25 protein-coding genes are annotated in these 21,489 nt (G+C 69.1%); 17 read left to right on the plus strand and 8 right to left on the minus strand.

Annotation, left to right across the window (positions count from 1 at the left end; all coding sequences use genetic code 11):
• Positions 1-108 precede the first annotated feature (108 nt).
• From FHU30_RS16060 to FHU30_RS16095, 8 genes are all read right to left on the minus strand, one after another.
• Positions 109-360 carry a hypothetical protein gene (locus FHU30_RS16060; protein WP_253876529.1) on the minus strand — a complete coding sequence of 84 codons (252 nt, stop codon included), beginning with the start codon at positions 358-360 and terminating at the stop codon, positions 109-111.
• Positions 357-602, minus strand: a complete 246-nt coding sequence (locus tag FHU30_RS16065; protein WP_253876531.1) for a DUF6247 family protein — start codon at positions 600-602, stop codon at positions 357-359. Before FHU30_RS16065 ends, FHU30_RS16060 begins: the two co-directional genes overlap by 4 nt.
• Before the next feature lie 1,095 nt (positions 603-1,697).
• Positions 1,698-3,299, minus strand: coding sequence for a tyrosine-type recombinase/integrase (locus tag FHU30_RS47075; protein WP_253876534.1), 1,602 nt, complete (start codon positions 3,297-3,299; stop codon positions 1,698-1,700).
• A gap of 67 nt (positions 3,300-3,366) precedes the next feature.
• On the minus strand, positions 3,367-3,675 hold the full coding sequence (locus tag FHU30_RS16075; RefSeq protein WP_253876536.1) for a helix-turn-helix domain-containing protein: 309 nt from the start codon (positions 3,673-3,675) through the stop codon (positions 3,367-3,369).
• A 116-nt stretch (positions 3,676-3,791) separates the two neighbouring features.
• Positions 3,792-4,001, minus strand: coding sequence for a helix-turn-helix domain-containing protein (locus tag FHU30_RS16080; protein ID WP_253876857.1), 210 nt, complete (start codon positions 3,999-4,001; stop codon positions 3,792-3,794).
• 38 nt (positions 4,002-4,039) lie between these two features.
• Positions 4,040-4,954 carry a phosphoadenosine phosphosulfate reductase gene (locus FHU30_RS16085; RefSeq protein ID WP_253876537.1) on the minus strand — a complete coding sequence of 305 codons (915 nt, stop codon included), beginning with the start codon at positions 4,952-4,954 and terminating at the stop codon, positions 4,040-4,042.
• Between the two features lie 11 nt (positions 4,955-4,965).
• The gene (locus FHU30_RS16090; protein WP_253876539.1) at positions 4,966-5,913 is read right to left on the minus strand and encodes a C40 family peptidase; all 948 of its coding nucleotides are present in this window, start codon (positions 5,911-5,913) and stop codon (positions 4,966-4,968) included.
• A gap of 27 nt (positions 5,914-5,940) precedes the next feature.
• Complete coding sequence (locus FHU30_RS16095) at positions 5,941-6,249, minus strand: helix-turn-helix domain-containing protein (RefSeq protein ID WP_253876541.1); 309 nt, start codon at positions 6,247-6,249, stop codon at positions 5,941-5,943.
• A gap of 181 nt (positions 6,250-6,430) precedes the next feature.
• Here FHU30_RS16095 and FHU30_RS16100 point away from each other — a divergent pair, with 181 nt between their 5' ends.
• The 17 genes from FHU30_RS16100 to FHU30_RS16180 all read left to right on the plus strand — a co-directional run bounded on the left by FHU30_RS16100 (position 6,431) and on the right by FHU30_RS16180 (position 21,480).
• On the plus strand, positions 6,431-6,946 hold the full coding sequence (locus tag FHU30_RS16100; RefSeq protein ID WP_253876543.1) for a P-loop NTPase family protein: 516 nt from the start codon (positions 6,431-6,433) through the stop codon (positions 6,944-6,946).
• A complete protein-coding gene (locus FHU30_RS16105; RefSeq protein ID WP_253876545.1) occupies positions 6,946-7,290 on the plus strand; it encodes a hypothetical protein in 345 nt (114 codons plus the stop codon). Before FHU30_RS16100 ends, FHU30_RS16105 begins: the two co-directional genes overlap by 1 nt.
• Complete coding sequence (locus FHU30_RS16110; protein ID WP_253876547.1) at positions 7,287-7,955, plus strand: DUF8175 domain-containg protein; 669 nt, start codon at positions 7,287-7,289, stop codon at positions 7,953-7,955. The genes FHU30_RS16105 and FHU30_RS16110 overlap by 4 nt, the downstream gene beginning before the upstream one ends.
• A 101-nt stretch (positions 7,956-8,056) precedes the next feature.
• A complete protein-coding gene (locus FHU30_RS16115; protein ID WP_253876549.1) occupies positions 8,057-9,406 on the plus strand; it encodes a hypothetical protein in 1,350 nt (449 codons plus the stop codon).
• Positions 9,396-10,868 carry an SCO6880 family protein gene (locus tag FHU30_RS16120; RefSeq protein ID WP_253876551.1) on the plus strand — a complete coding sequence of 491 codons (1,473 nt, stop codon included), beginning with the start codon at positions 9,396-9,398 and terminating at the stop codon, positions 10,866-10,868. The genes FHU30_RS16115 and FHU30_RS16120 overlap by 11 nt, the downstream gene beginning before the upstream one ends.
• A gap of 14 nt (positions 10,869-10,882) precedes the next feature.
• Positions 10,883-12,334, plus strand: a complete 1,452-nt coding sequence (locus tag FHU30_RS16125) for a putative type IV secretion/conjugal transfer ATPase (protein WP_253876553.1) — start codon at positions 10,883-10,885, stop codon at positions 12,332-12,334.
• Positions 12,331-14,136: a type IV secretory system conjugative DNA transfer family protein gene (locus FHU30_RS16130; RefSeq protein ID WP_253876555.1), complete on the plus strand. Its 1,806-nt coding sequence runs from the start codon at positions 12,331-12,333 to the stop codon at positions 14,134-14,136. The genes FHU30_RS16125 and FHU30_RS16130 overlap by 4 nt, the downstream gene beginning before the upstream one ends.
• A gap of 80 nt (positions 14,137-14,216) precedes the next feature.
• Positions 14,217-14,657 (plus strand): DUF4913 domain-containing protein, encoded by a 441-nt coding sequence (locus FHU30_RS16135; protein ID WP_253876557.1) that lies wholly within the window; start codon positions 14,217-14,219, stop codon positions 14,655-14,657.
• Positions 14,654-15,451, plus strand: a complete 798-nt coding sequence (locus tag FHU30_RS16140; protein ID WP_253876559.1) for a hypothetical protein — start codon at positions 14,654-14,656, stop codon at positions 15,449-15,451. Before FHU30_RS16135 ends, FHU30_RS16140 begins: the two co-directional genes overlap by 4 nt.
• Positions 15,448-16,230, plus strand: a complete 783-nt coding sequence (locus FHU30_RS16145; protein ID WP_253876560.1) for a hypothetical protein — start codon at positions 15,448-15,450, stop codon at positions 16,228-16,230. The genes FHU30_RS16140 and FHU30_RS16145 overlap by 4 nt, the downstream gene beginning before the upstream one ends.
• Before the next feature lie 24 nt (positions 16,231-16,254).
• On the plus strand, positions 16,255-17,097 hold the full coding sequence (locus FHU30_RS16150; protein WP_253876562.1) for a hypothetical protein: 843 nt from the start codon (positions 16,255-16,257) through the stop codon (positions 17,095-17,097).
• Positions 17,098-17,109: 12 nt separating this feature from the next.
• Positions 17,110-17,934: a hypothetical protein gene (locus FHU30_RS16155; RefSeq protein WP_253876564.1), complete on the plus strand. Its 825-nt coding sequence runs from the start codon at positions 17,110-17,112 to the stop codon at positions 17,932-17,934.
• Between the two features lie 16 nt (positions 17,935-17,950).
• Positions 17,951-18,394 (plus strand): hypothetical protein, encoded by a 444-nt coding sequence (locus tag FHU30_RS16160; RefSeq protein ID WP_253876566.1) that lies wholly within the window; start codon positions 17,951-17,953, stop codon positions 18,392-18,394.
• Between the two features lie 25 nt (positions 18,395-18,419).
• Positions 18,420-18,815: a hypothetical protein gene (locus FHU30_RS16165; RefSeq protein WP_253876568.1), complete on the plus strand. Its 396-nt coding sequence runs from the start codon at positions 18,420-18,422 to the stop codon at positions 18,813-18,815.
• Between the two features lie 134 nt (positions 18,816-18,949).
• A complete protein-coding gene (locus FHU30_RS16170) occupies positions 18,950-19,597 on the plus strand; it encodes a hypothetical protein (protein WP_253876570.1) in 648 nt (215 codons plus the stop codon).
• Complete coding sequence (locus FHU30_RS16175; RefSeq protein ID WP_253876572.1) at positions 19,594-19,995, plus strand: hypothetical protein; 402 nt, start codon at positions 19,594-19,596, stop codon at positions 19,993-19,995. The genes FHU30_RS16170 and FHU30_RS16175 overlap by 4 nt, the downstream gene beginning before the upstream one ends.
• 12 nt (positions 19,996-20,007) lie before the next feature.
• Positions 20,008-21,480 (plus strand): hypothetical protein, encoded by a 1,473-nt coding sequence (locus FHU30_RS16180; protein WP_253876574.1) that lies wholly within the window; start codon positions 20,008-20,010, stop codon positions 21,478-21,480.
• The last annotated feature ends 9 nt before the right edge of the window (positions 21,481-21,489 follow it).

Here is a 21,489-nt window from a genome sequence, read left to right on the forward strand (position 1 = left end):
CTCCTGATCGAAGACCGGGGTACCCCAGTGTAGGTGGGTCAGAAGCGCGCCCCGAGGTGCGGCACCCGGCGACAGCTCCGGTTGCTTCTGAGGCCCTGGTGTATCGGGTCACCCAGCCCAGGCCACCTCGTAGACGTGCACGATCTCCTGTTCAGCGTTGAGTCTGAACATGACCACTCCGATGCCTTCATCAAACGGCGCCCAGCGGAAGAGTGGATCCTCGGGGTCATCGGGACTGCTGAGCGCCCACGGGTCCTGAAGCAGCAGAGCCAGGGTCTTGTTCAGGGCGACGTATGCAGTTTCAGGAAGTCCCACGGTGTGCTGGGCGCCGGTGGCCGAGAACTCGACGCGCCAGCTCACGCGGAGCGCCGCATGGCTTCGACTTCCTCCATCGTGTAAGTGGGGCCCTCGCCGGATCGGGCAGCCTCGCGTGCTTCCCAGTAGGCGGGGTCGGCGTACAGCTTGGCGCGGACGCTCCACTGCTGCAGGAATGCCTGCAGCGACTGGTAGCCCTCGGGTGCCCGTGCGGCCTCCACGGCCGCCTCGTACTCCTGCCGGAAGACCTCTCGTAGGCGTTGAGGCAGTTGGGTCAGGATGATCACCGGGTCATGTGGGTCACCGTGGTGACTCACTGGCTGTGCACTCATTGCCCTCCCTCCGTCACACCTAGGCTCTCTAGTCTGCCACTCCCCTGTGGGTAGCGCCGCCGCCTTGTGGACTCGCGAGGGCGGCGCGATCAACAGCCCGCGAGGCCGGGACCGCCCCGGCTTGTCGGCGGACACGCTGCTGTTGCTGGACCTCGGGGCGCTGATTCCTCACCGAACCCAAAAAGGCCGGTCACCCGTCGCACGGGTGACCGGCCTTCTGGCAGATCGGATGGAGGGAGTGTGTCCCCAGCGCGGGCACAGCTGAGATCAGCGTCCCGTGTATCTGAGGAGTGGCCTGTCCGTGCCCTTGACGCGGACACTGATCTCATAGTCGGCGACCCGACGGCCGTTGCTGGCACGGTCACGACGGATGGCTTCGTCCAAGAGGCCCTGCAGGTCGCCAGGCTCGTCCGGGTCGGCTCGGCTGGTGAAGTTGAGCTGCCTTCGTCCACGCCAGTAGAGGTCCACATCCACACTCACTCGTCGCATGCAACGAGCATGACCGCCACCAACGCCTGAATCCAGGCTTCCGGACCGGATGCCATCTGGCTGTTCGGGCCGCAGAAGAAGCAGGGGGCGCCCCCTGGACGGAGCCGACTCTTGTCTACAGTGTCCGCAGGGCTGCTCGCCGGCTCCCTGCGGAAGCGGCGAGGTCTGGATGATCTACCGTTCCTGGGTGATCCTCACGGAGAGCGACCGGGCGCCGGGCTTTCCCTCTCCCTCCAACGGGTGCTGTGTGTTGCATTTGCTGTTGCATTCCGGGGCCGTCCTCCCCTGTCCGCTCATGGCCGTAGTCGCAGGTCGCGGACAGTCGCGAACACACGGGAACCGCACTATCAGTAACTGCTAATGCGGTTTGGGTTTACCGCCCATCCGGGGTTCAAATCCCCGATCCTCCGCTTCTGACCAGGGGCTCTGCCGAAAGCAAGATCATTGGCAGAGCCCCTGTCGCGTTCCGTATGCCCGTTTTGCCGCCCGTGATGGGCACATGATGGGCACACGGCGCCGACATGCACCCTCCCAGCCCAGCCCAGAGTGCCGATGGCGCGACTACCCGGTGTGGCCAACGCGCCCCCGGCGACGCGTCTCCAGGGAGATCACGTTCGACTCGCGCGAGGGCTCACTCGGCGGGGCCGGCTCCGGCTCGGACGCCGACCGACGTGGCACCACTGCCGCTGCGGCTTCCGCCGCTCCCGTGAGGATTTCTGGAAGGACCGCCCCGTAAGTGTCGGCCGTGAACGAGAACCGGGCGTGGCCGAGTGTTTCGCTGATCGCCTTCATGTTGACGTTGGCGGCCAACGCCAGTGTCGCCGCGCCGTGGCGGAGATCGTGGAAGCGGATCGGAGGAAGCGGCCCCCCTTCGATCGCGATCCTCACCGCCTGCTCGTGGATGCGGTGCCTTCGAGCGATCTGCTCGACGCTCCAGCCTTCGTCGTAGTACCTCCGACGGTAGGTCGCGTACTTCCTGATGAGGGTCTCGAAGCGCGTCGAGATCCACTGGGGACGAAGCGCCCGGCCATCTGGTTGGGTGAAGAATCTGCCGGAGTCCACCCACGCTGATCCAGCGGCAAGGCGCTCTCGGCCCTGCTGCTTCTGCCAGTCGAGGAGAACTTCGCAGGTGGCCTTGTCGAGTGCGACAGTGCGCTCTCCGGCGGGGGTCTTGGTGTCGTCGTAACCGTCGTCGTACTCGTCAACGTCATTGGGCAGGGTCTCCCGGATAGTGACACTGCCAGCACGCGTGAGATCGGCGTCGTCCCTGGCCAGACCGGCGGATTCGGCACGTCGCAGCCCGCGGAAGGCGACCACGTGGAACAAGGCGTACATCCTCTCCTCGGCGGCGATCGCGAAGTCGAGGAACGTTCCGGTGTGCGCGGGGCTCCAGACCATGACCGGCCCCGGCGCCTTCCCGGTCTCCAACCAGCGTTCGATGCGCTCCGACGTCCAGACGAGGGGTTTCACCTTCCTGCCTTTGATTCTTGGCGGCTCCACGTGCTTGATCGGGTTGTGCTTCAGCCGCTTGGACTTCTCCGCCCAGTTCATCGCAGACTGCAACACGGCGTGAATCTTCTTCACCCTGGAAGGCGAGATCGGCTTGGTCTGCTTGCGGCGAGCCGTCTCCCCTTCACCGGGCTTCTTGGCGGAGGGAGCTCTGGCCTCCAGAAGCCGAAGCAGGAGGTCGCTGGGCTTCTCTCCGTCGGCCAGTGGCCTGTTGATCTGAAGGATCGCCCTGTAGAGGTCAGACGCGTGCTTGTCACGCACGCCGACGAGACGGAGATGTCCGAGACCTGGGAGCAGGTAGAGAGTGACGATCTCCCTGTAGTCGTCGTAGCTGACCTTGGACAGAGTCTTCTTCTTTTCTGGGAGCCAGACTTCCGTCAGGTAGAGCGCCACCTTGAGTCGCCGATCGATCTCCTGCCCGTGTGACTCAACGGTGGCCACCTCTTCGGCCAGCGCCGACTCAGCGTCCTTCTTCCTGTCGAACGGCCCGACGCGAGGCTGCCTTCGTTTGCCGTCGGCGCTTCTGGGAGCGTCGTAGCGTCCCCACCAGGCACCGTGCCCCTTCTTCTCCAGTTGCGGACACTTGCCCTCGGAGTAGGGCTTGCCGGTCTTGGAGTTCCTGCATCCGCATCGCTTGAAGACGACGCCCCTCACTGTTGGTCCCTTCCCCGCTCCGGAGTGGGCTCACCGTCCTTCCGCCAGGGCCAGCTGGGCAACCCGGCTAGTCGTCAGGCCGCTTCCTGAGTGTCAGGGAAACGGCCTGAGGACTGACACCGAGTGCATCCGCGATCTGCGTGAGGGTCATCCCCTCGTCGCATGCCTGGCGGAAGGCTTCTCGCCGTACGGCGGCTAGCCCACCAATGACTGATCTAGCGAGGGCGGCGAGTGGCTCTGTGGCGCGCGCACGGGGTATGGGGTCGAGGTCGCCGAGGTCGGAGGTCCCGGTTGCGAGCTGTCTCGCCAGCTCGATCACGCGGTCTATCGGGAGCTCTGGAGGCCCGTCGTCACCATGCAGTTGTTTCTCGCTCACTCACAGTGATTCAACCCTCGGCCTGAGCCTATTTCAAGCCTGGGCTTGAAATCTAGCCACAAGGCAAGGCGAGCGTGCCCTGGGGGCGGGCCATTCGCCCGCCCTCAGGGTGTGCCCTATCTACCTGAAGTGAGGCATTCGCCCCTCAAGGTCGCGAAAAGTTCGACCGTGGGGACCCGGTAGCAGCCCCCGATGCGGAGTATTCGACAGGGGAACTCTCCTCGTCGTGCGAGTTCGTAGGCGTAGCTGCGCGACAGTCCGAACGCACGCCCCGCCGTAGTGAGGCTCACGACGGTTGGGAGTCCGGAAAGTTCATCGAGGTTCATGGTGTTCACGGTGGCTCCTTGCCTGTTTGATCGGCGGGTCAGGTGAAGCACCAGCCGGTGTCGCAGGTGCTTTCGGGGTCGTCGCCGAAGGGGAGGGTGTCGGCGTTGGGGACGGCGGTGGCGAGGGGGGTGTTGTGGCGGGTGAGGTAGACGGGGTCTTTGCCGAGGGTGGCTCGGCGGGTGTTGATGAGGGTTTCCAGGTCGCAGGCTCGGGTGAACAGGGCGGGGTTATCGCGGCGCATGTCCTGCCAGGCGGTGAGGCGGTGGAAGGGGCAGAACCAGCAGGCGCTCTTGGGCGGGACGGGCAGGCCGACGGAGCGGATGATGCGGGGGCAGTCGGCGCGGCGGATGCCGAGGTCGAGTAGCGGGTAGACGATGCGTTCGTAGGGTTCGGCGCGGCGGGTGTTGGCGCGGTGGATCTCGTCGACGCTGATGCCGATGCCGATGGTGGCGGGGTTGGTGGCGGTGGCTCCGTGGGCTTTGAGCCAGCGGCCGATGACGCGGATCTTGAAGTCGGCGGTGCAGGAGCGGGTGCCGGGGGCGCCGTTGCTCATCCGGACGGGGATGGGGATGGAGCGGGAGCCTTCGCGGGTGAGGCGGCCGTAGAGGGTTTCGATGCTGCCGTCGCGGCGGATGCGGCGCAGTTCGCGGATGGTCAGGTTGTGGGCTTTGGCGTAGGGGATGGCGTGGCGGCGCAGGTAGGTGAGGGTGGCGGGGTTCTCGCTGTCGTCGCCGACGTTGGCGAACAGGAAGGTGTCGAAGTCCAGGTCTCCGCGCGCGGCCAGGACCAGAGCGGCGACCGATTGCCAGCCGCCTCCGAAGCTGAAGGCGCGCAGCGGCCCGCAGGGCGGTTTCCTGGCCGGTCGGCGGGGGTGGTGGGTTCGGCGTGGGGCGCGGTGGATATCGGGGTCGCCGCGTCGGCGGTGAGGTGCGGTTTGCGGGCGTGGGGGCATGCGGCCTCCGCTCAGGGACGGGTGGCGCCGGCGTATTCGCGTTCGCGGTACGGGTCGCCGGTGAAGGTGGAAATGCGGACGACATCGCCGGTGTGCGGCGCGTGGATCATGCGGCCGTCGCCTAGGTAGAGGGCGACGTGGTGGATGGACGCGGGGTTGCTCGGGTCGTGGGCGAAGAACAGGAGGTCGCCGGGTGCGAGCTGGTCGCGCGGGACGTGGGGGCCGTCGTGGTACTGGTCGGCGGCGACGCGGTCCAGGTGGGTTCCGGCTTGGGCCCAGGCGTAGACGGTGAGGCCCGAGCAGTCGAAGCCGATGGTGTTGGCGCCTTGGGCGCTGCCGCGGGTGGGGCCGGACGCGTTGCCGCCGCCCCAGGAGTAGGGAGTGCCGAGCCAGCGCAGGGCGGCGCGGACGGCGGCCTGTCCGCGGGTGGAGGCGGTGGGCGCGGAGTATTTGGCGGCCAAGGCGAGGACGCCGGCGACGTAGCTGCCGCTGTGGTTGTAGGCGTAGATCGCGGCGCGCAGGTGGTCGCCGCCCTTGCCAGCGCCGTTGGCGCAGAGATAGCGGGCGGCGGAGTAGATCGCGTCGGCGGGGTTGTAGCGGTCGGTGCGTCCGTCGCCATCGCCGTCGACCGCGTAGGTGGCGAAGGTGGCGGCAAGGAACTGCATCGGGCCGCCGGCCCCGGCGTAGTTCTCGCCCGAGTGGACGCCAGATTGAGTGGATCGGCCGTGGTCGGATTCGGACTTGCCGATGGCTGCCAGCACCGCCCAGGACAGCCCGGGGCAGGTCTGCGCCGCATCCATGTACCAGCGCAGGTAGTCGGGCGGGATGTCGCGGCGGGCGAAGGCGGTGGGTGCGCCCGCGACATCCAGGCTTGCGGTGCTGGACGACGCGCCTGAAGCGAGCAGGACGACCAGCAGGGTTGAGAAGGCGGCTCCGGCCGCGGCGGCGAGTTTCAGCATCGCGACCGAGCCGGGGCCGGGGGCGGGTCAGTCGTCGGTGGTGGCTCCGGTGCGGGCGCGGCGCTGGGCTCGGTAGCCCGCGCCCTTGGACGGGTCGGCGGCTGGTTCATCGGCGGTCCCCGGTTCGTGGTGGGGCTGCCGCAGCACCTCGCGGACCGCTTCCCAGGAGTAGCGGAAGTCCTTGCCGGTCTTGAGCGCCGGGATCTGTCCGGCGTGCGCCATCCGGCGGACGGTCTGCGCGGACAGGCCGAGCTTGGCGGCGAGTTCGGCCGTGGTCAGCACGTCCGGGTCGCGGCCGGTGTCGCTACCGGTGTCGTCGCCGGTTCGGTCTGCCATGTCGGCTCCTGGGGTCGCGGTCATCGTCTCGCCCTTCATTCTCGCGGATGTGGCACTGCGGAAGCACGTTCTTCGATGCGTTGAAGCGTGATGACTTTCTTTGGTGATGCTTGCGCTCTGTAATTTTGCCACGTACGGTGCTCGCATCGCAACTCTGCGAAGTCGAACCGGAGGTCTCCGGATGCAACTCGGACGAATCGAACTCAACCTGACCACCCCACGCCCGCGCTCCCCCGGCACGCTCAGTCCAGGCGACTTGCGGCTGATCGGAGCGCACGGCGGAGCGGGCACCTCGACACTGGCCGCTCTGCTCGCTGGAGCCGTCGACCTGGGCACCACCGATCGCCTCCCGGACGTCGCCGACACGCCGTTGGTGCTGGTCGCGCGCAACACCGTCGCCGGCTCCCGTCGAGCAGTGACCGCCCAGCACCGGCTGAGGCGCGCCGGCCACCACGTGCGGGTGCTGGCGATCGTCGACGACGGCTTCGGTGAACCGCAGGACGCCAGCTCGCGGTTCGCGCTACTGGCACCGCAGGTCGCCGGGGTGGTCCGGGTGCCGTTCATGCCGGCCCTTCGCCTGACCACCGACCCGACATGGATCTCCCTTCCGTCGAAGGGGCGCCGGGCACTGGACCGGATCCTCGCGTTGGCCGCCGAGCCGTCGGGCCCCGCTTCACCGGGCGTGGAGGAGCACTGATGTTCCCGTCCTTCAATGACCTGCTGGAGCTGAGCCGCTTGGCTTGGCCACCGCAGGCTGCGCCGTCACCAGGCGGATCGGGTGCCGGTGTGCAGGTGCCCGACCCGGCACCGAGCCCGCCACCAGGTCTGGACGAGAAGGTGAACACCTTGCTCAGCTGGGGGAAGTGGGCGGTGCTCATCTGCGGCGTCGCCGGCCTGTTCATCTGCGCCGGGCAGATGGCGATCGGCCGCAAGAACCGCTCCACCTTCGCCGCCGACGGCGCGACCGGAATCCCCTGGGTGCTGGGCGGGCTGAGCCTGGCCGCCACGGCCTCGGCGATCGTGGGGGTGTTCTTCAAATGAACCGCCGCGTCCTGCTGCTCAGCACCGCCACAGCCGTAACGCTCGACCTCGGCACGCTGGCGCTCATGAATCACGGAGACGAAGTGCGGACCACGCGTCCCACATCCAGCTCCGCCGTGCTCCAGCTCTCCCCCGCGACTCCATTGGACGGGCTGACCTGGCAGGACTTCCACGGTCTTCGGATGCCGTATTCGGCATCCGAGGGACCGCATACCGTCGCCGGGGACCGTGTCGCCGGCTTTGGTCACAGCCCGCTCGGGGCGCTGCTCGCCGCCGTCCATCTGTCCGTGCGGTCCGATCCGCGCTGGGGGCTGGCGACCGCCATGTCCACCGTGAACACCCAGTTCGTCGGGCCGGACACGATCGGGATGCTCGCCTCGATCAACACCGCCCCGCCCCCACCAAGCGCCCCGCACGCCTACGTCGTGTTGGAGGGGTTCCGCTGGCAGGGCTACACGCCCGAGACCGCGAGCCTGGACGTGGTGTCCGCCGGCCCTGGCGACAGCGACCAGGTCGTCCGTGCAGCCACCCGCATTCAGCTCCAATGGCGCGACGGTGACTGGCGCGTCCTCGCCCCGCCCGGCGGAAGCTGGCAGGCCTCGGCGACACCGGTCAACACGCTGGACGGCTACACGCGCTTCCCCACCCCAGGAGGCGGCCGATGATGCTCCTCCCACCCGCGCCGCTCGCGCCACCCTGTAGCACCGTCCTGGATCCGCAATGCGCCCAGGCTGGCAAACACCAAGGAGGCGGGCACGCTTTCGGCGTGCCGCTGCCTGACCTGGCCGCCGAGGCGGGCGGCAACGCGCTGGACAGCCTCGCCAAGGCCGTCACGGCTGCGGTCAAGTGGTTCATCTCCCAGACCTCCGCCTGGTGGGTCGAGACACCGTCTCCCAACCTGGAGTCCGAGCCCGCCGTCGCCCGGATGCACGAGCTGATGCAGCCGCTCACGATCGCAGTGGCCGTCGGCGCGCTGCTGGTGGTGGCCGCGAAGCTGGCCTTGCTGCGCCGCGCAACTCCGCTCATCGACGCCGGTACCGGCATCGCCGTCCTGGCCGTGGTGAGCGTCCTCGGTGTGGTCCTGCCCAACAGGCTCCTCGAATGGGGCGACCAGTGGGTGTCGTGGGTGCTGGATGCCTCGGCCTCGGGCGGGTTCGCCAACCGGATGACCAACCTGATGATCGCCGGGCAGGGCGTCCCCACCGTGCTTGTGGTGATCCTCGGAATCGTCGCCCTGTTCATCGGGATCGTCCAGGCGCTGTTGCTGCTACTGCGAGGCGCCGCGATCGTGCTGCTCGCTGGCCTCCTGCCGCTGGCGGCGGCCGGGATGATGACCGGCGCGACCAAGGCATGGTTCAAGAAGGTCGCCGGCTGGATGCTCGCACTGATCTTCTACAAGTCCGCCGCCGCGGCTGTGTACGCCACCGCGTTCACCTTCGTCGGCAACGGCAAGAACCTGCACACCCTCCTCGCGGGCTTCGCGATGATGCTGCTCAGCCTGATCGCCTTCCCGGTTCTGCTGCGGTTCTTCACCTGGACGACCGACAACGTCTCAGCCGGCTCTGGCGGCGGGATCATGAACAGCGTCATGGGCGGGCTGACCGCGATCGGCGCGCTGCGCGGCTACGGCTGGGCGCCTGGAATGGCCGGCGGCGGTTCCGGAAGCGGCTCGGCGAGCGAGCACGCGAGCTTCCTGTCTCAGCAACTCGGCGATCAACACCCGTCCGGCCAGGCCACACCCGCTGGCCAGAACAGCGCCGGGCTCAGCAACGCGCCTAGTCCGGGAAGTGACAAGCACGGGCTCGACAACGGCACGACCGGCGCTCCTGGGCCTGCGTCCTCGAACTCGTCCCCAACGGGGCAAGCGGATCTGGCCGGAACGGTGACGCCGACCGGAAGTACGACGCAGGGGGCAGACGCCACTCCAGGTTCGGCGCCTTCGGGCGGGGAGCCGGTAGGCCCGGCCACCGTCCGGATGGCTGATCGGGAGCGGCAGCGCGGGCCGGAGATGATCCGCTGGCTCGGCAATCCGACCGGAAGCGGCGGCGACGGCTCGAACGCACCGTCCGGGGCCGCCGACGCGAGCGGCTCAGGAGGTGGCGCAGGTGGAGCCTGAGGTCCGTACCTACGGCGGCTGGCGACGCCGTCACGGAATCGGCCTGCTCGGTCTGGACACCACAGCGACCTTCGGTGCCCTCGCGGCCGCCCTCGTCCTCGTCGTGCTCGCCGCGATCAAGCCGACCACCCTTCCCTACATCGCGCTCCCTGCGCTGCTGGCAGGCGGTCTCTGCCTGGTCCGCGTCGGCGGAATCCCGGTCGGACGGCTCGTCCTGGCGCGGGCTCGCTGGTGGTGGGCTGCCTGGCGCGGACGCCCCCGCTACCGCGCAGGAATCGTGGTGGATCACCCGCGCGCCTTCCAGCTCCCCGGCGTCCTGGCTCCTCTGACACTGCTCAGCGCCGAGGACGGACGCACCGGCAGCTACGGAATCGTCTGGGACCGCCGCACCGGCCTGCTCACCGCGACGCTCCGCGTCGTCCCCGCGTCCACTTGGCTGGCCGACCGTGCCGACGGGGACACCTGGGTGGCAGCGTGGGGTGGCTGGCTCGCCGCACTCGGGCACCTTCCGCAGGTGCGCTGGGTCAGCGTCACCGTCGATACCGCTCCCGAGCCCGGCTCGACACTGGCCGACGCGGTATCCCGCTCAGTGGTCCCAGAAGCGCCACAGTCAGCTCAGACGATCCTGGATGAACTCGTACGCACCGCTCCGGCTGCCGCCGCCGACGTGGACACCCGAGTATCGATCACCTTCGACCCGAACGCCTCACCGACCAAACCGGGGGCGCTTCCCGAAGCCGTAGCCGAACTCGGCCGGCTACTGGACGGCTTGGCCTCCCGCCTCGGCAGCTGCGGTGTCTCCGTCCTGGGCCGTGCGACCGCAGCCGAACTCGCCGGGACGGTCCGGATCGCGTTCGACCCGCAGAGCCGCGGAGAGGTCAACCGGCTCCTGACCTACGGCTCCCCCGATGTCCTGGGGTGGGGCGACGCCGGACCGCTGTTCGCCCGCGAACACACCGACCGCTACGAACACGACGGTGGCGTCTCGGTCTGCTGGGGTTGGCATGAACCGCCACGGCAGAACGTCCGTTCCGACATTCTGGCCGGTCTGGTCGCGCCCGGGCCGTTTCCCAAGCGCATCACGCTCCAGTACCGGGCGCTGCCGGCGGCCGCCGCGAGTCGGGTCGTCCAGCAGGAGGTCAACGCGGCTTCCTTCCGCGCGCAGTTCCGGCGCCGCACCGGACGCGACGAAACCGCTCGCGACAGCATCGACGCCGCACGTGCCCAGCAGGCAGCGGCTGAGGAAGCCGCCGGTGCCGGCGTCTGCCTGGTCTCCATGTACGCGGCCATCACCGTTACCGATCCCGCACTGCTCCCCCGCGCGGTCGCGCACGTGGAGTCCGCCGCTGACACGGCCAAGATCCGGCTGCGTCGTCTCTGGGGCAGCCAAGCCGCCGCGTTCGCCACCACGCTGCCCTGCGGGATCTGTCCAGCCGACCTGACCCGCCGATTCCCACGCTAGGAAGGAGCCCACCCGTGCCGACACAAGCACCGATCGACGCCGAAACCGCCGCGATGGCCGAGCCCCTGGCTCCCGCATGGGGCTGGCGGGACCCGCAGGCCGGACGCGCCGCGCACGTCGAAGCCGCACCCGAGTTCCAAGCCACCACCAGCCAGGTCTGCGGCCTCTACCCGTTCACCGCCGGTTCCGGAACGCCGACCGTCGGCACGCCGATCGGACGGCACCAGCTCTGGGGCGAGGTCGTGTGCTGCGACCCGCTCGCCTGGCTCCGCACCGGCCTGGTCACCAACCCCGGCATGTTCGTCCTCGGCCAGCCCGGCACCGGGAAGTCCACGCTGGTCAAGCGTCTGCTCACCGGAGCGGTCGCGACCGGCACCACGCCGATCGTCCTCGGTGACACCAAACCGGACTACACGATGCTGGTGGACCACCTCGGCGGCCAGGTCATCCGCGTCGGACGCGGCCTCGACCGCATCAACCCGCTCGACGCCGGACCTCTGGCGGCGGTCACCGGCGCCCAGTCGGACTCGCTGCGCTGGGAGATCCGCTCTCGCCGTCTCTCGCTGCTCCTCGCGCTAGCGACCCTGGTCCGCGAAGCGCGCATCACCAACGCCGAAGAGGTCGTCCTCGGCCGCGCCCTCGACCTGCTCGACGACCGTCTCGACCACGAGCCGACCATCCCCGACGTCCTGGGCATCCTCGAACAGGGGCCGGCCGAACTGCGCACGGTGACGCGCACCGACTCGGTCACCGTCTACCGCAAGCAGACCCGCGAGCTGGTGTTCACCCTCGACCTGCTGCTCACCGGCTCACTCGCCGGGGTCTTCGACAACGCCACGACTCGTCCGCTCGACCTCGACGCCCCGGCGATCAGCGTCGACATCTCCCGCGTCCGGGCCGCCGGAGACAAACTGCTCACCGCCGCCATGCTGTGCACCTGGGCTTACGCCTTCGGGATGGTGGACGCCAGCGCCGCGCTCTCCGACCTCGGCCGCGCCCCGCGCCGCACCTACCTGGGCGTGATGGACGAGCTCTGGCGAGCCCTCCGCGGAGCACCGGGCCTGGTCGAGCACGCCGACGCCCTCACCCGCCTGAACCGCGCCAAGGGCATGGCGTCCATCATGATCACCCACTCGCTCGCCGACCTCGACGCCCTGGCCACCGAGGAGGACCGCGCGAAAGCCCGCGGTTTCGTCGAGCGAGCCGCCATCACCGTCCTGGCCGGCCTCCCACCGCGCGAGCTGGCTGGCGTCCACCAGGTCACGCCCCTCACCGGGCCCGAACAGCACCTGGTCGGCTCGTGGTCGGCGCCCGACTCCTGGCAGCCCGGCGCTCGCCATCCAGGACGCGGCAAGTACCTCATCAAGACCGGCGAACGCCTCGGCATCCCCGTCGAGCTCTCCCTGGTCGGCCCCGAATTCGCCCTGTACGACACCGACCAGGCCATCAGAGGAGGCGCCGCATGACTCGGGCGCTTGGGCCGCGCGCCTCGATCTGGGCCTCGCACGCGGCGGGCGGCTGGATGGTGCTGATCGCGTGCTGGCTTCCGGTCGGCTGCCTTTGGACGCTCTGGGCCGCGGCTCGCAGTGCCGCCGCATTGGTCGGCGGACGCGTGATGCCGTTCGGCACCGACTTCGCGCTCGCGCTTGCGCATCACGACACATCCCGCATGTGGCCGGAGACGCCAACCGCTCTCGTTGCCGTGATCGTCACGCTGTTCACCGGCGTGATCTGGGCGGTCGCCTGGTTTGTGTGGCAGCGCGTGGCCGCGCGGGTCACAGCGCCGGACGACCCGGTCGCCGCGCTGAGCGAACGTGCCGACGTGACCGGACTGTCGCCGGACGCGACGGCAACGCGCGCCGTCGCCTTGCGGCGATCACTGAGCGGCCGCCTCCCCGCCGACCTAACGCGGGACGACATCGGCCTGGTGATGGGCAAGAGCCTCAAACCAGGCGGATCGGGAGCCACGCTCTTCACCTCCTGGGAGGACACCGTGGTCGCGTTCATGGCACCGCGCTCCGGCAAGACGACCACCCAGTCCATCCCGCATGTGCTGTCGGCGCCAGGCGCGGTCATCGCCACCAGTAACAAGGCCGATCTGTGGTCGGCGATCGCGGCCGTCCGCGCGGCCAAGACCGGCGGCAAGATCTGGCTCTTCGACCCGCAGCGGATCACCTACCAGGCCCAGGAATGGTGGTGGAATCCGCTCGCGGAACTGACCACCGTGGAGGACGCGCACCGCCTTGCCGGGCACTTCGTCCTCACTGTCGACGATGGACAGAAGAAAGATCTCTGGGGGCCTGCCGCGCAGGACCTCCTGTGCGCGCTGCTCCTGGCCGCCGCGACGTCCGGCCGGTCGATGCACCACATCGCCCAGTGGCTGGACGAGCCGGCCGTCCCCACCCCCATCGAGCTGCTCCAGCAGGCCGGGTTCCACCTGATGGCGTCCTCGCTGAAGGGCACCCAGAACGGCGCGGTCGAGACCCGCGACGGCATCTACCAGACCGCCCGCACCGCCGCGAAATGCCTGCGCGATCAGGAGATCCTCGCCTGGGTCACGCCGCAGAGCGAACTCCCGGTGTTCGTCCCGGACGCGTTCGCCGCCTCGCGCGACACGCTCTACCTTCTGTCGAAGTCGCTCAGCGCCGCGGCCCCGCTGATCGCGGCGCTCACCGACACCACGATGCGCGCAGCCGAACGCCGCGCCGAGCAGTCCGGCGGACGTCTCGATCCCCCGATGGTCGTGGTCCTGGACGAGGCGGCCAACATCTGCCGCATCGCCGACCTGCCGCAGCTCTACTCCCACCTCGGCTCGCGCGGGATCGTCCCGGTCACGATCCTCCAGTCCTACGAGCAGGGCGTCACCGTCTGGGGCGAACCGGGCATGGCCGCGCTCTGGGGCGCAGCCACCCGCAAACTCATCGGCGCCGGAATCGACTCGCCGCGCCTCGCGCGCGACCTGGCCACCCTTATCGGCCAGCACGACGTCCCCGTCCGATCCATCACCTATAGCGAGGGCCGCGCGTCCGAGCAGATCTCCCTGCGCCGCCAGGAGATCTTGGAAGCGGCCGACATCCGAGCCCTTCCCGCCGGAACCGCCCTGCTGCTCGCGACCGGCACACGTCCGGCATTGATCAAGCTCCTGCCCTGGTACCGCGGTCCGTACGCGACCCGCATCAACACCGCGATCACCGAAGCCGACCTCGCCATCACCAAGGCCGCCCGCCGCTACCACCGCAAGGACTCGGACGCACCGTCCGAGCGCTGATCACCGCTTCACCAGCACGTTCTATCCGACCGCACGAAAGGACCACGTCCCATGAACGTTCCGACCCTGGAGTACCTGCTGTGTCCGACTCTGTCCGCTCAGCGGCGGGGAACACCCCCGCCAGTGCCGATCCCGCCCGTGCCGTAGAACGCGTCTCCAAGCCGTACTACTCGTCGGTGACCTCATGGGTCACCCAGTACTTCGTCCCGATGTACCGCCGCACGCTCGGCGGGGAGTTCCGGTGGTGCGCCCAGTGGTGGCGGCACGCCGAGGCGATCTCCCGGCTGAACGCCCTGTGGCAGTCCTGGGAGGCGTGCCGCCTCCAGGGCGCGACCGGAATAGGCCTCTGGTACCGGGACCACCTGGACCATCAGCTGCCCATCCTGCTCGGTGCCCGCGGCCCCTTCTACCAGTGCACCGAGGACGAGCACCTCGAACCGCACCTGGCACGCATGGAGCCTCCGCCCTTGCGCTGGTGGGACGCGGCTGACCCGCAGCTCGACGAGCGGGCGGGCGTATGAAGGGCCGTCCGGTCGCGCGGGCACAGGCCGCGCTCGACACCTATGCCACCTCGTCCCAGTCGTCCTACCGGGACAATCCCGAGGTCGCCGCGGCGGTCGTCCGGTTCCTCGTTCGGGACTTGGCCGTCTACGCACTCCAGCATCGCCTGGCAGTCGACACCACCCGCCTGCTGGAAGTGGCCGAGAACCGCTCCGCTCCGCCCGCGACTCAACGAACGGCCTTCGATATCGGCGCCGAGGTGAAGGTTCACGGCGCCTACGACAAGACCACAACGCGCACCCCGGGCTACGTCACCGCAGTCCGGATGGGCAAGGACGGAGATCAACGGTACGAGGTCACCTTCCCGGGCGCCGAGCCGCGGGAGACGGAGCTGCCCGCCTCAGCCTTGATGGAGTGGTCTCCGTTTGGCGAGGTGAAGGTCTCGGGCGGGACGCTGTCCGGCGCGCTCGCCGCCGACCAGCAGTATCTCCGTGTCGCAGACCGGATCTGCGCCACCTGCCGGATCGGAGATGCGCCCGCGTCCGACGACTTGGCCGAGCTGTCCCGTCTGGCGGAGGCCTTGACTGCCTGGACGGGGGTCCCCGCCGAGAAGCTGTGGCCGTTCGAGCATCTGCCGGCAGCTGTCAGCATCCGCGCGCAGGAGACCTCGGCGCAGCTCGCAGCCCACGACAGCCCGTCGGGAGCCTCCCCGACGAAGCCTGCTGCCACAAAGGCATCTGCCGAAGCCGCCTCCTCCGGACGGGCCAAGTCGGCGAAACGCACCTCATCTCGCCGCGCGGGAGGCAAGCGATGAGCGATGCCATCAGCCGTAGTCAGAGCGCCCTCGATGCCTACGAGCAGCAGTTCGCGATGCCGGCCGGCACCGGTTCCTACCGCGAGAGCCCCGCTGTCGCTCGCAAGCTCATCAATGCCCTGTTGAGCGACCTGGCCTCCTACGCCGATCAGCACCAGCTCAGCCTCGACCCGGCCCAGATCGCTGCGCTGGCCAGATCACGCGCTTCGGTCTACACCCCGGAGTTCGAGCATCCGGCGAATCTCGGCTGGCAGGTGGACGAAGCCGTTGAAGTGATCCCCCGCTCGGGATCCTTTCCGCCTACGCGCGGCTACATCGCCGACCTCCACCACGCGGCGGACGGATCGCTCGAATGCACGGTGGCCTTCCCCGGAGTGCCTGCGCCGGTCCGCATCCAGGCATCGAGACTGCGCTCCACCGCGCCGTTCCCAGGGGTCTCTCTCGGGTCCGTCGAAGTGACCCGTCCCTCCGAAGCCATGCGGCGGCTCGTCGCTGCTACCGCGCGCCGTCTGCACGGCAGCGCCAGCCCATGCGACCTGACCGACGAGACCCTCCTCGGCACGGCGCTGGCCGACTGGGCGGGAGTCTCCGCCACCCGCGTCCGCGAGTCGCTCCGACATCCGATCATGCAGGCCGCCGCCGAGATCTCCACCGGCTCGATGAACGCCGCCCAGCTGGCGGCCAGCGGCCTCCCCAGTTCTCCCTTCTGGGCGCAGACGCCTCCAGCGGTCCCGCACCCGAGGCGTGAGCCGCCGCCCCGGCCCAGACCCCGCCCCTGAACTCTTCCTCCCTTGGAGACATCCATGTCCTTTCCACCGAACCGAGCCGACCGGGTGCCCGGTCCCCAGGGTCTTGACGCGATCGAAAGCGCCGAGACTCTCCTGGACGTCTACGAGCAGGACATCATCGACCTGCCCGGTGCAGGCTCCTACCGCGATGACAAGGGCCTGGCCGCGTCCCGGATCAGCAGCATGATCGGCGACCTTGCCGCCTACGCCGAGCATCACCGCATCGACTTCTACCCGGCCAGCCACGCCCGGCTGGGCAACTCCCGCCCCTCACGACGCTATTCCGAACCCGTCCAGTCGGAGGACAGCTGGCACGTCGGCGCCGAGGTACAAGTCGCTCGCTGGGCACAGACCTCCGGGAAACCCACCACCCCGGGCTATGTCAGCGAGCTGCATCCCGGCGACGCACCGGAATGCACCGTCGTCTTCCCCGGAGTGCCCGAACGCCGGTCCCGGATACAGGCCGATCACCTGCGCAGCGCTGACCCGTTCCCGATCGTGGCGACCACCCGCGGTCCGATCTCCAGCGCTGCCAGCGCCGAGGCCGCCTTCGTCGAAGCAGCGGCGAACATCCGGCTCGCCAACGCGCGACGTGGGACACCCACTCCCCGTGACCTGGTCAATCACGCCTGCCTCGCGGCCGGCCTCGCCCAGTGGGCCGGGATCAACGCCGGACGCATCGAGGCCGTGCTCGCCCCGGAGATCGAGGACGCCGTCCGCGCCCTCACCGCGCCGAGGGAATCAGTTGTGCCCGCTCCCCTAGCCGCCAATGACGTCGTCCCCCAGACGAGCATCACTCCGCCGAGCGCAGGCCCTCGGCGCACCGCTCCGTCCAGTCGTCCAGGACGCACCCGATAACAGGAGCCGCCCATGCCGCCCAGCGACAACCTCGACTCGGCGAAGTCAGGCCAGGAACTGGTGGAGGCCTACCAGCGCCAACTCGCCGACCAATCCGGCAGCCGGATCCCAGACCGAGCCCTGATCAGCGACATGCTCACCGACCTGATGCACTACTGCTGGCTTCACGGAGTGAACTTCGACCGGGCCATGGAAGCCGCACGGTTGACCTTCGCCGCCGAGCGCACCGATTCACCGAGCTTCGCGCTCGACTCCACCGTGGAGCTGGTGGGCAAGGCCGCCGACCAGGCTCGCGAAGCGGACCTGCCCTTCCGTGGTGTGATCACCGGAATCATCAACACCTCGGGCGAATCCGTCTACCGGGTTCGCTTCCCCTGCGTGGAGCACGCGGGCGGCTACAGCGAGAACGAGCTGCGGCCCGGTATCGCGTTCCGTCCGGTCAGGACGAGCATCGGTCTGGTCCGCTCCCCGTTCGACGTCGAACGAGCCATCATCGCGACCTCGGTCCAGGTGCGGAAGGCGGCGGAGTACGACCGGGCCCCGAGTCCGGACCAGGTCCGAGACCTGAGGGAACTCCTCGGAGGGCTGCGCTTCTGGTCAGGCGCCTCCTCCACACACCGACTCGAAGTCCTGCTCTCGCCTCGAATCGAAGCCGCGTTTCGCGAACTCGATGCCGGCACGACCGCGGCCACGGACGGGCATCCCGCCCGCCTCGCAGCCGCTGACGGACCCGAACCGGATCTCACTATCACGCCGCCCGAGCAAGGCCCCCACCACGCCGCACCGCCCCCGAGCCAGCGGCCGGGCCTCCGTCCTCGTCCCGACCTGCACCCCTGACCGGGAGGATCTTCGCTTGTCGCTGCCACTGATCGCCCACCACCTCGACACACTCGCCGGGGCGCGGAGCGTGCCGCATCGCCTCGCCGCGTCCTACTGCGCCCTGGAGCTGGTCGAGGCGGCCGTCCAGGAACTCGGCTTCCTGGACGCGCCGGACCCACCGCCACGCTGGGCCGCCATCCACTGGCACGCCGCCCAGGCGCGGGCCCTGCTGGCCGATGCGCCCTCGATCGACTGGCCCCTGACCGTCCCCCCGCCGACCGTCGCGCTGGCCGTCCATGACGTGGCCACCGTCACCGGACGGCTGATCGACCTCGGCGAAACGCTCACCGAAGTCCTGCTGGCCACCGCACGCGAGGCCGAGAACGCCGCCGACGTCCTGTGCGCGCTCAAGGCCGCGCTTCGCGTCCAGGCGCTCACCGCAGAGCTGCACTACTCCCGCGCTCTCGGCACGCACTGATCCATCCGAACAGGAGAACACCACCATGGAAGACCACATCCGCTTCGTCAGCAGCCAGCTCCGCAACGCGGACAACCTGGCCGCCCTGCTCACCGCCGCCTTCTACGGCCTGGAAACCATCGAACGCGCCACCTCGCTCCTCAACGAGAGCGCGCCGCCGCACTGGCGCGAGGCGTGCGACGCCGCACTCGCCGAGGCCGTCAACGCCTGGTGGGCGCTGTCGGAGGCGCCGGCCTGGGTGGATCCCGGCACCGCGTCTCCCAGCGAACTCGCCGCCCGGACGGCCGAGCTGGTGCTGCTGGTCAGCGAGACGCTCCTGAAGGCTGCGAACAAGTCGTCCCGGTCGGCCGACCAGGTGGCCTGTCTGAAGGCCGTCGGGCATGCCGGACGCGTTCACGCCGCCCTGAAGGGGGTCGCTTGAACACCAACGTCACCGACCGCGGCGACCACTCGATCCTTCAGCGCGTCACTCACGTCACCGAAGCACTGCGCACATATGAAAGGAACTCGCTTCACTGCGCGGAGCGCGTAGAGGGCGACCCACCATCGTCCGGGATGCCCGGTGATCCGATCTATGTGCAGGCGCTCGTGTCCGCGTTCTTCTGCGACCTGGAGCACTTTGCATCAGCAAACGACGTAGACTTCGCGGAAGCCGCTGTCGCAGGACACGACGCCTACGCTGACGAAGTCGCAGCCGCTCGCCGGTATGCGATGGGTGACGCCGTCCAGCTTCGCCACAGTCCCCACCGGCGCGGCGCCATCAGCGACATCGACGACGCCCATATCGACGACCCGTGGTACCTGGTCACCGTTCCAGGGCTCCCGTTCGTCCTCTGTGAACGCGCCGTCGCGCTGGAACCCGCCCCGCCGTTCCCCGCCGTCCAAGGCATGTACCGGGTCGCGGCCACCGTCGCGCAAGCCGAAGCCGAACTGATCGACGCGAAGGCGCATCTGCGCGTCGGCTCGCCCTCCCCTAGCTGGTCCCAGGTCTACGACCGGACGCTCGAAGCCCTGACCGGGTGGGGCGGCTGCACCGCCCATGAGCTGCTCACCAACCTGGAGACGCAGATCCATCGCCGGGTGCAGCAGCTCCGCTCAGCCACTCCGTCCGAGGTGCATCCGGCGCGCCTGGCTGCCCTTGACCTCGCCGACAAGCCGTCCTGCGGGACGCAGGCGGCCACCCCACCGAAGGGAACATCGTGAACACCAGCCCGGAAGCCCAGCCCGCCGCTGGCCTGCGGCAGGCGTACATCGACCTCAGCAGGACCAAAGCGATCCTCACCAAGGCGATCGAGCATCTACCGGACGGGTACATCCGGCTCGGTCTCGCCGAAGGCGAAGCCGCGGACGCGCTGGCCGCCTTACGAACCGCGCGGTCCCTACTGCCCAGGGACGTGGCGAGCGCGGAGGCCGAAGTGAATGCCGTTTCCGGCATGTCCGGTGACACCGTCACCTCGGCTCTGGGTCAAATCGCCGCATCCGCCACCCGCACCTCCACGAGTCTCGTCGCGGCGGCCGGGTGCAGCACGCTGCCCTCAGACGTCTTGGCCTGTCTCGATGCGGCCCTGCACGTCGAGCGGCTGCGCGAGCAGTTCGCCTAGGGAGCCGATGCCATGGCCACCTTCGGGGAACTGCTCGCGGTCGCCGACCTGCACCGGGCCAAGGTTCAGGAAGCCCTCCAGCAAGCCGACATCGCCGTCCAGGCCAGCCACCCCAGCTCGGTCGCCGAGCTGGGGCGGTTGAACCGGGTACTGATCCGCTACACCGACCGCATCGCCAGCGGATTCGGCTTGCCAGGGCATCACGGAGCCAGGGCGGAGGGCATCGCGCGCCGTGCCGGTCTTCTTCTTCGCCGGGCGGACGAATCTCTGGAAATGGCACAGAGCACCACGCGTCCTGACACCTATCTCGCCGAGCGGCTCCGTTCGTCCTCCCTGGCGCTCGGTTGCGGCCTCGACCTTCTGGCCACCCACCTCTCACCCGCAGAGCAAGGCCGCATTCCGACGTCGGTCGCCGCCGTCATCACCGCTCCCGACAGCACACGCTCCCTGTTCCGCCTGATCTGCAACCACGCCGTCACCGCCGGGCAGGTCGCTTTGAACGCAGGGCCCGCCGCAAGCCTGGCCGGGCACAACATCCTCCAGGCCGCCGCGATGACCGGCTCCGTCTCACACGTCAGCGAGATGGGCATCAACGCGGTCCCTCTGAACGACACAGCGCAACGTCTTCCCCCAACAGAAGGCGAGAGCCGAGACGAGCTCCTTTCAGGCATCGATAGGAGCGTCCGTCGGCTGGACGCCTCCCAGGCCGCGGGATCGGTGACCACCTGGCGCTATCTCGCCCGGGCAGCCACGATCGTTTGCGACCTGGACCGGCACCTGCTGTGCATGCTTCACCTGCGAGCCGAGGCGATCGGCGTGTCCGAGATCGTCGAGCCTCTCTGGGAGACGATCCTCGCTTTGAGGCCCCTGGGCGAGCGGTGGCGAACGATCGCCAGAACCTGGCACGACCTCACCACGGCGCACGCCGATCCGGAGACCGGACCTGCCATGGACGCCAGCGATCTGCTCATCCGCCTCGGCAGGTGGGCCTACGACGATCCGAAATGGAGACCGGGCCACCGCTCCCGCTCGGACAGCACCGATCCCGCGATTCTCGCTCCCACCCGCCAAGATCTCGCAACCGTGGGCCTCACCGTCATCAAGACCTTGGACGCCTGCAATCAGATAGCCGCCAACCACCGCGACGCCGTCAATGACGTGTTCCGGGCGCGACGTCTCGAAGGCGCTCTTTCACCGCTCGCCAGGCGTCCACACATGCTCAGAGGTCTCCTCATGCGCTACCCGGCGAACTACAGCGCAGGTCGAGCTGCCGTCGCCCAACTCGTCGACGTCCTTCACAAGCTCTCGCCCGAACCGCAGCCCAGAACCACACTCGCGCTACGCGTCGCTGCCTTGCCCTCGCCTGCCGCCCTGGCAAGCACCGACTGCCCGAGGACGCCGACTGGCTGGATCGCCGATGCTCCCGGGCACTCCACCACTCCGCGTCATCCCGGTCGCGCGACGCCGCCGAATCCCCACCGGTGAAGGAGGAGT

It is taken from the genome of Actinomadura rupiterrae, from assembly GCF_024172125.1.
GTDB classification, from domain to species: Bacteria; Actinomycetota; Actinomycetes; order Streptosporangiales; family Streptosporangiaceae; genus Spirillospora; species Spirillospora rupiterrae.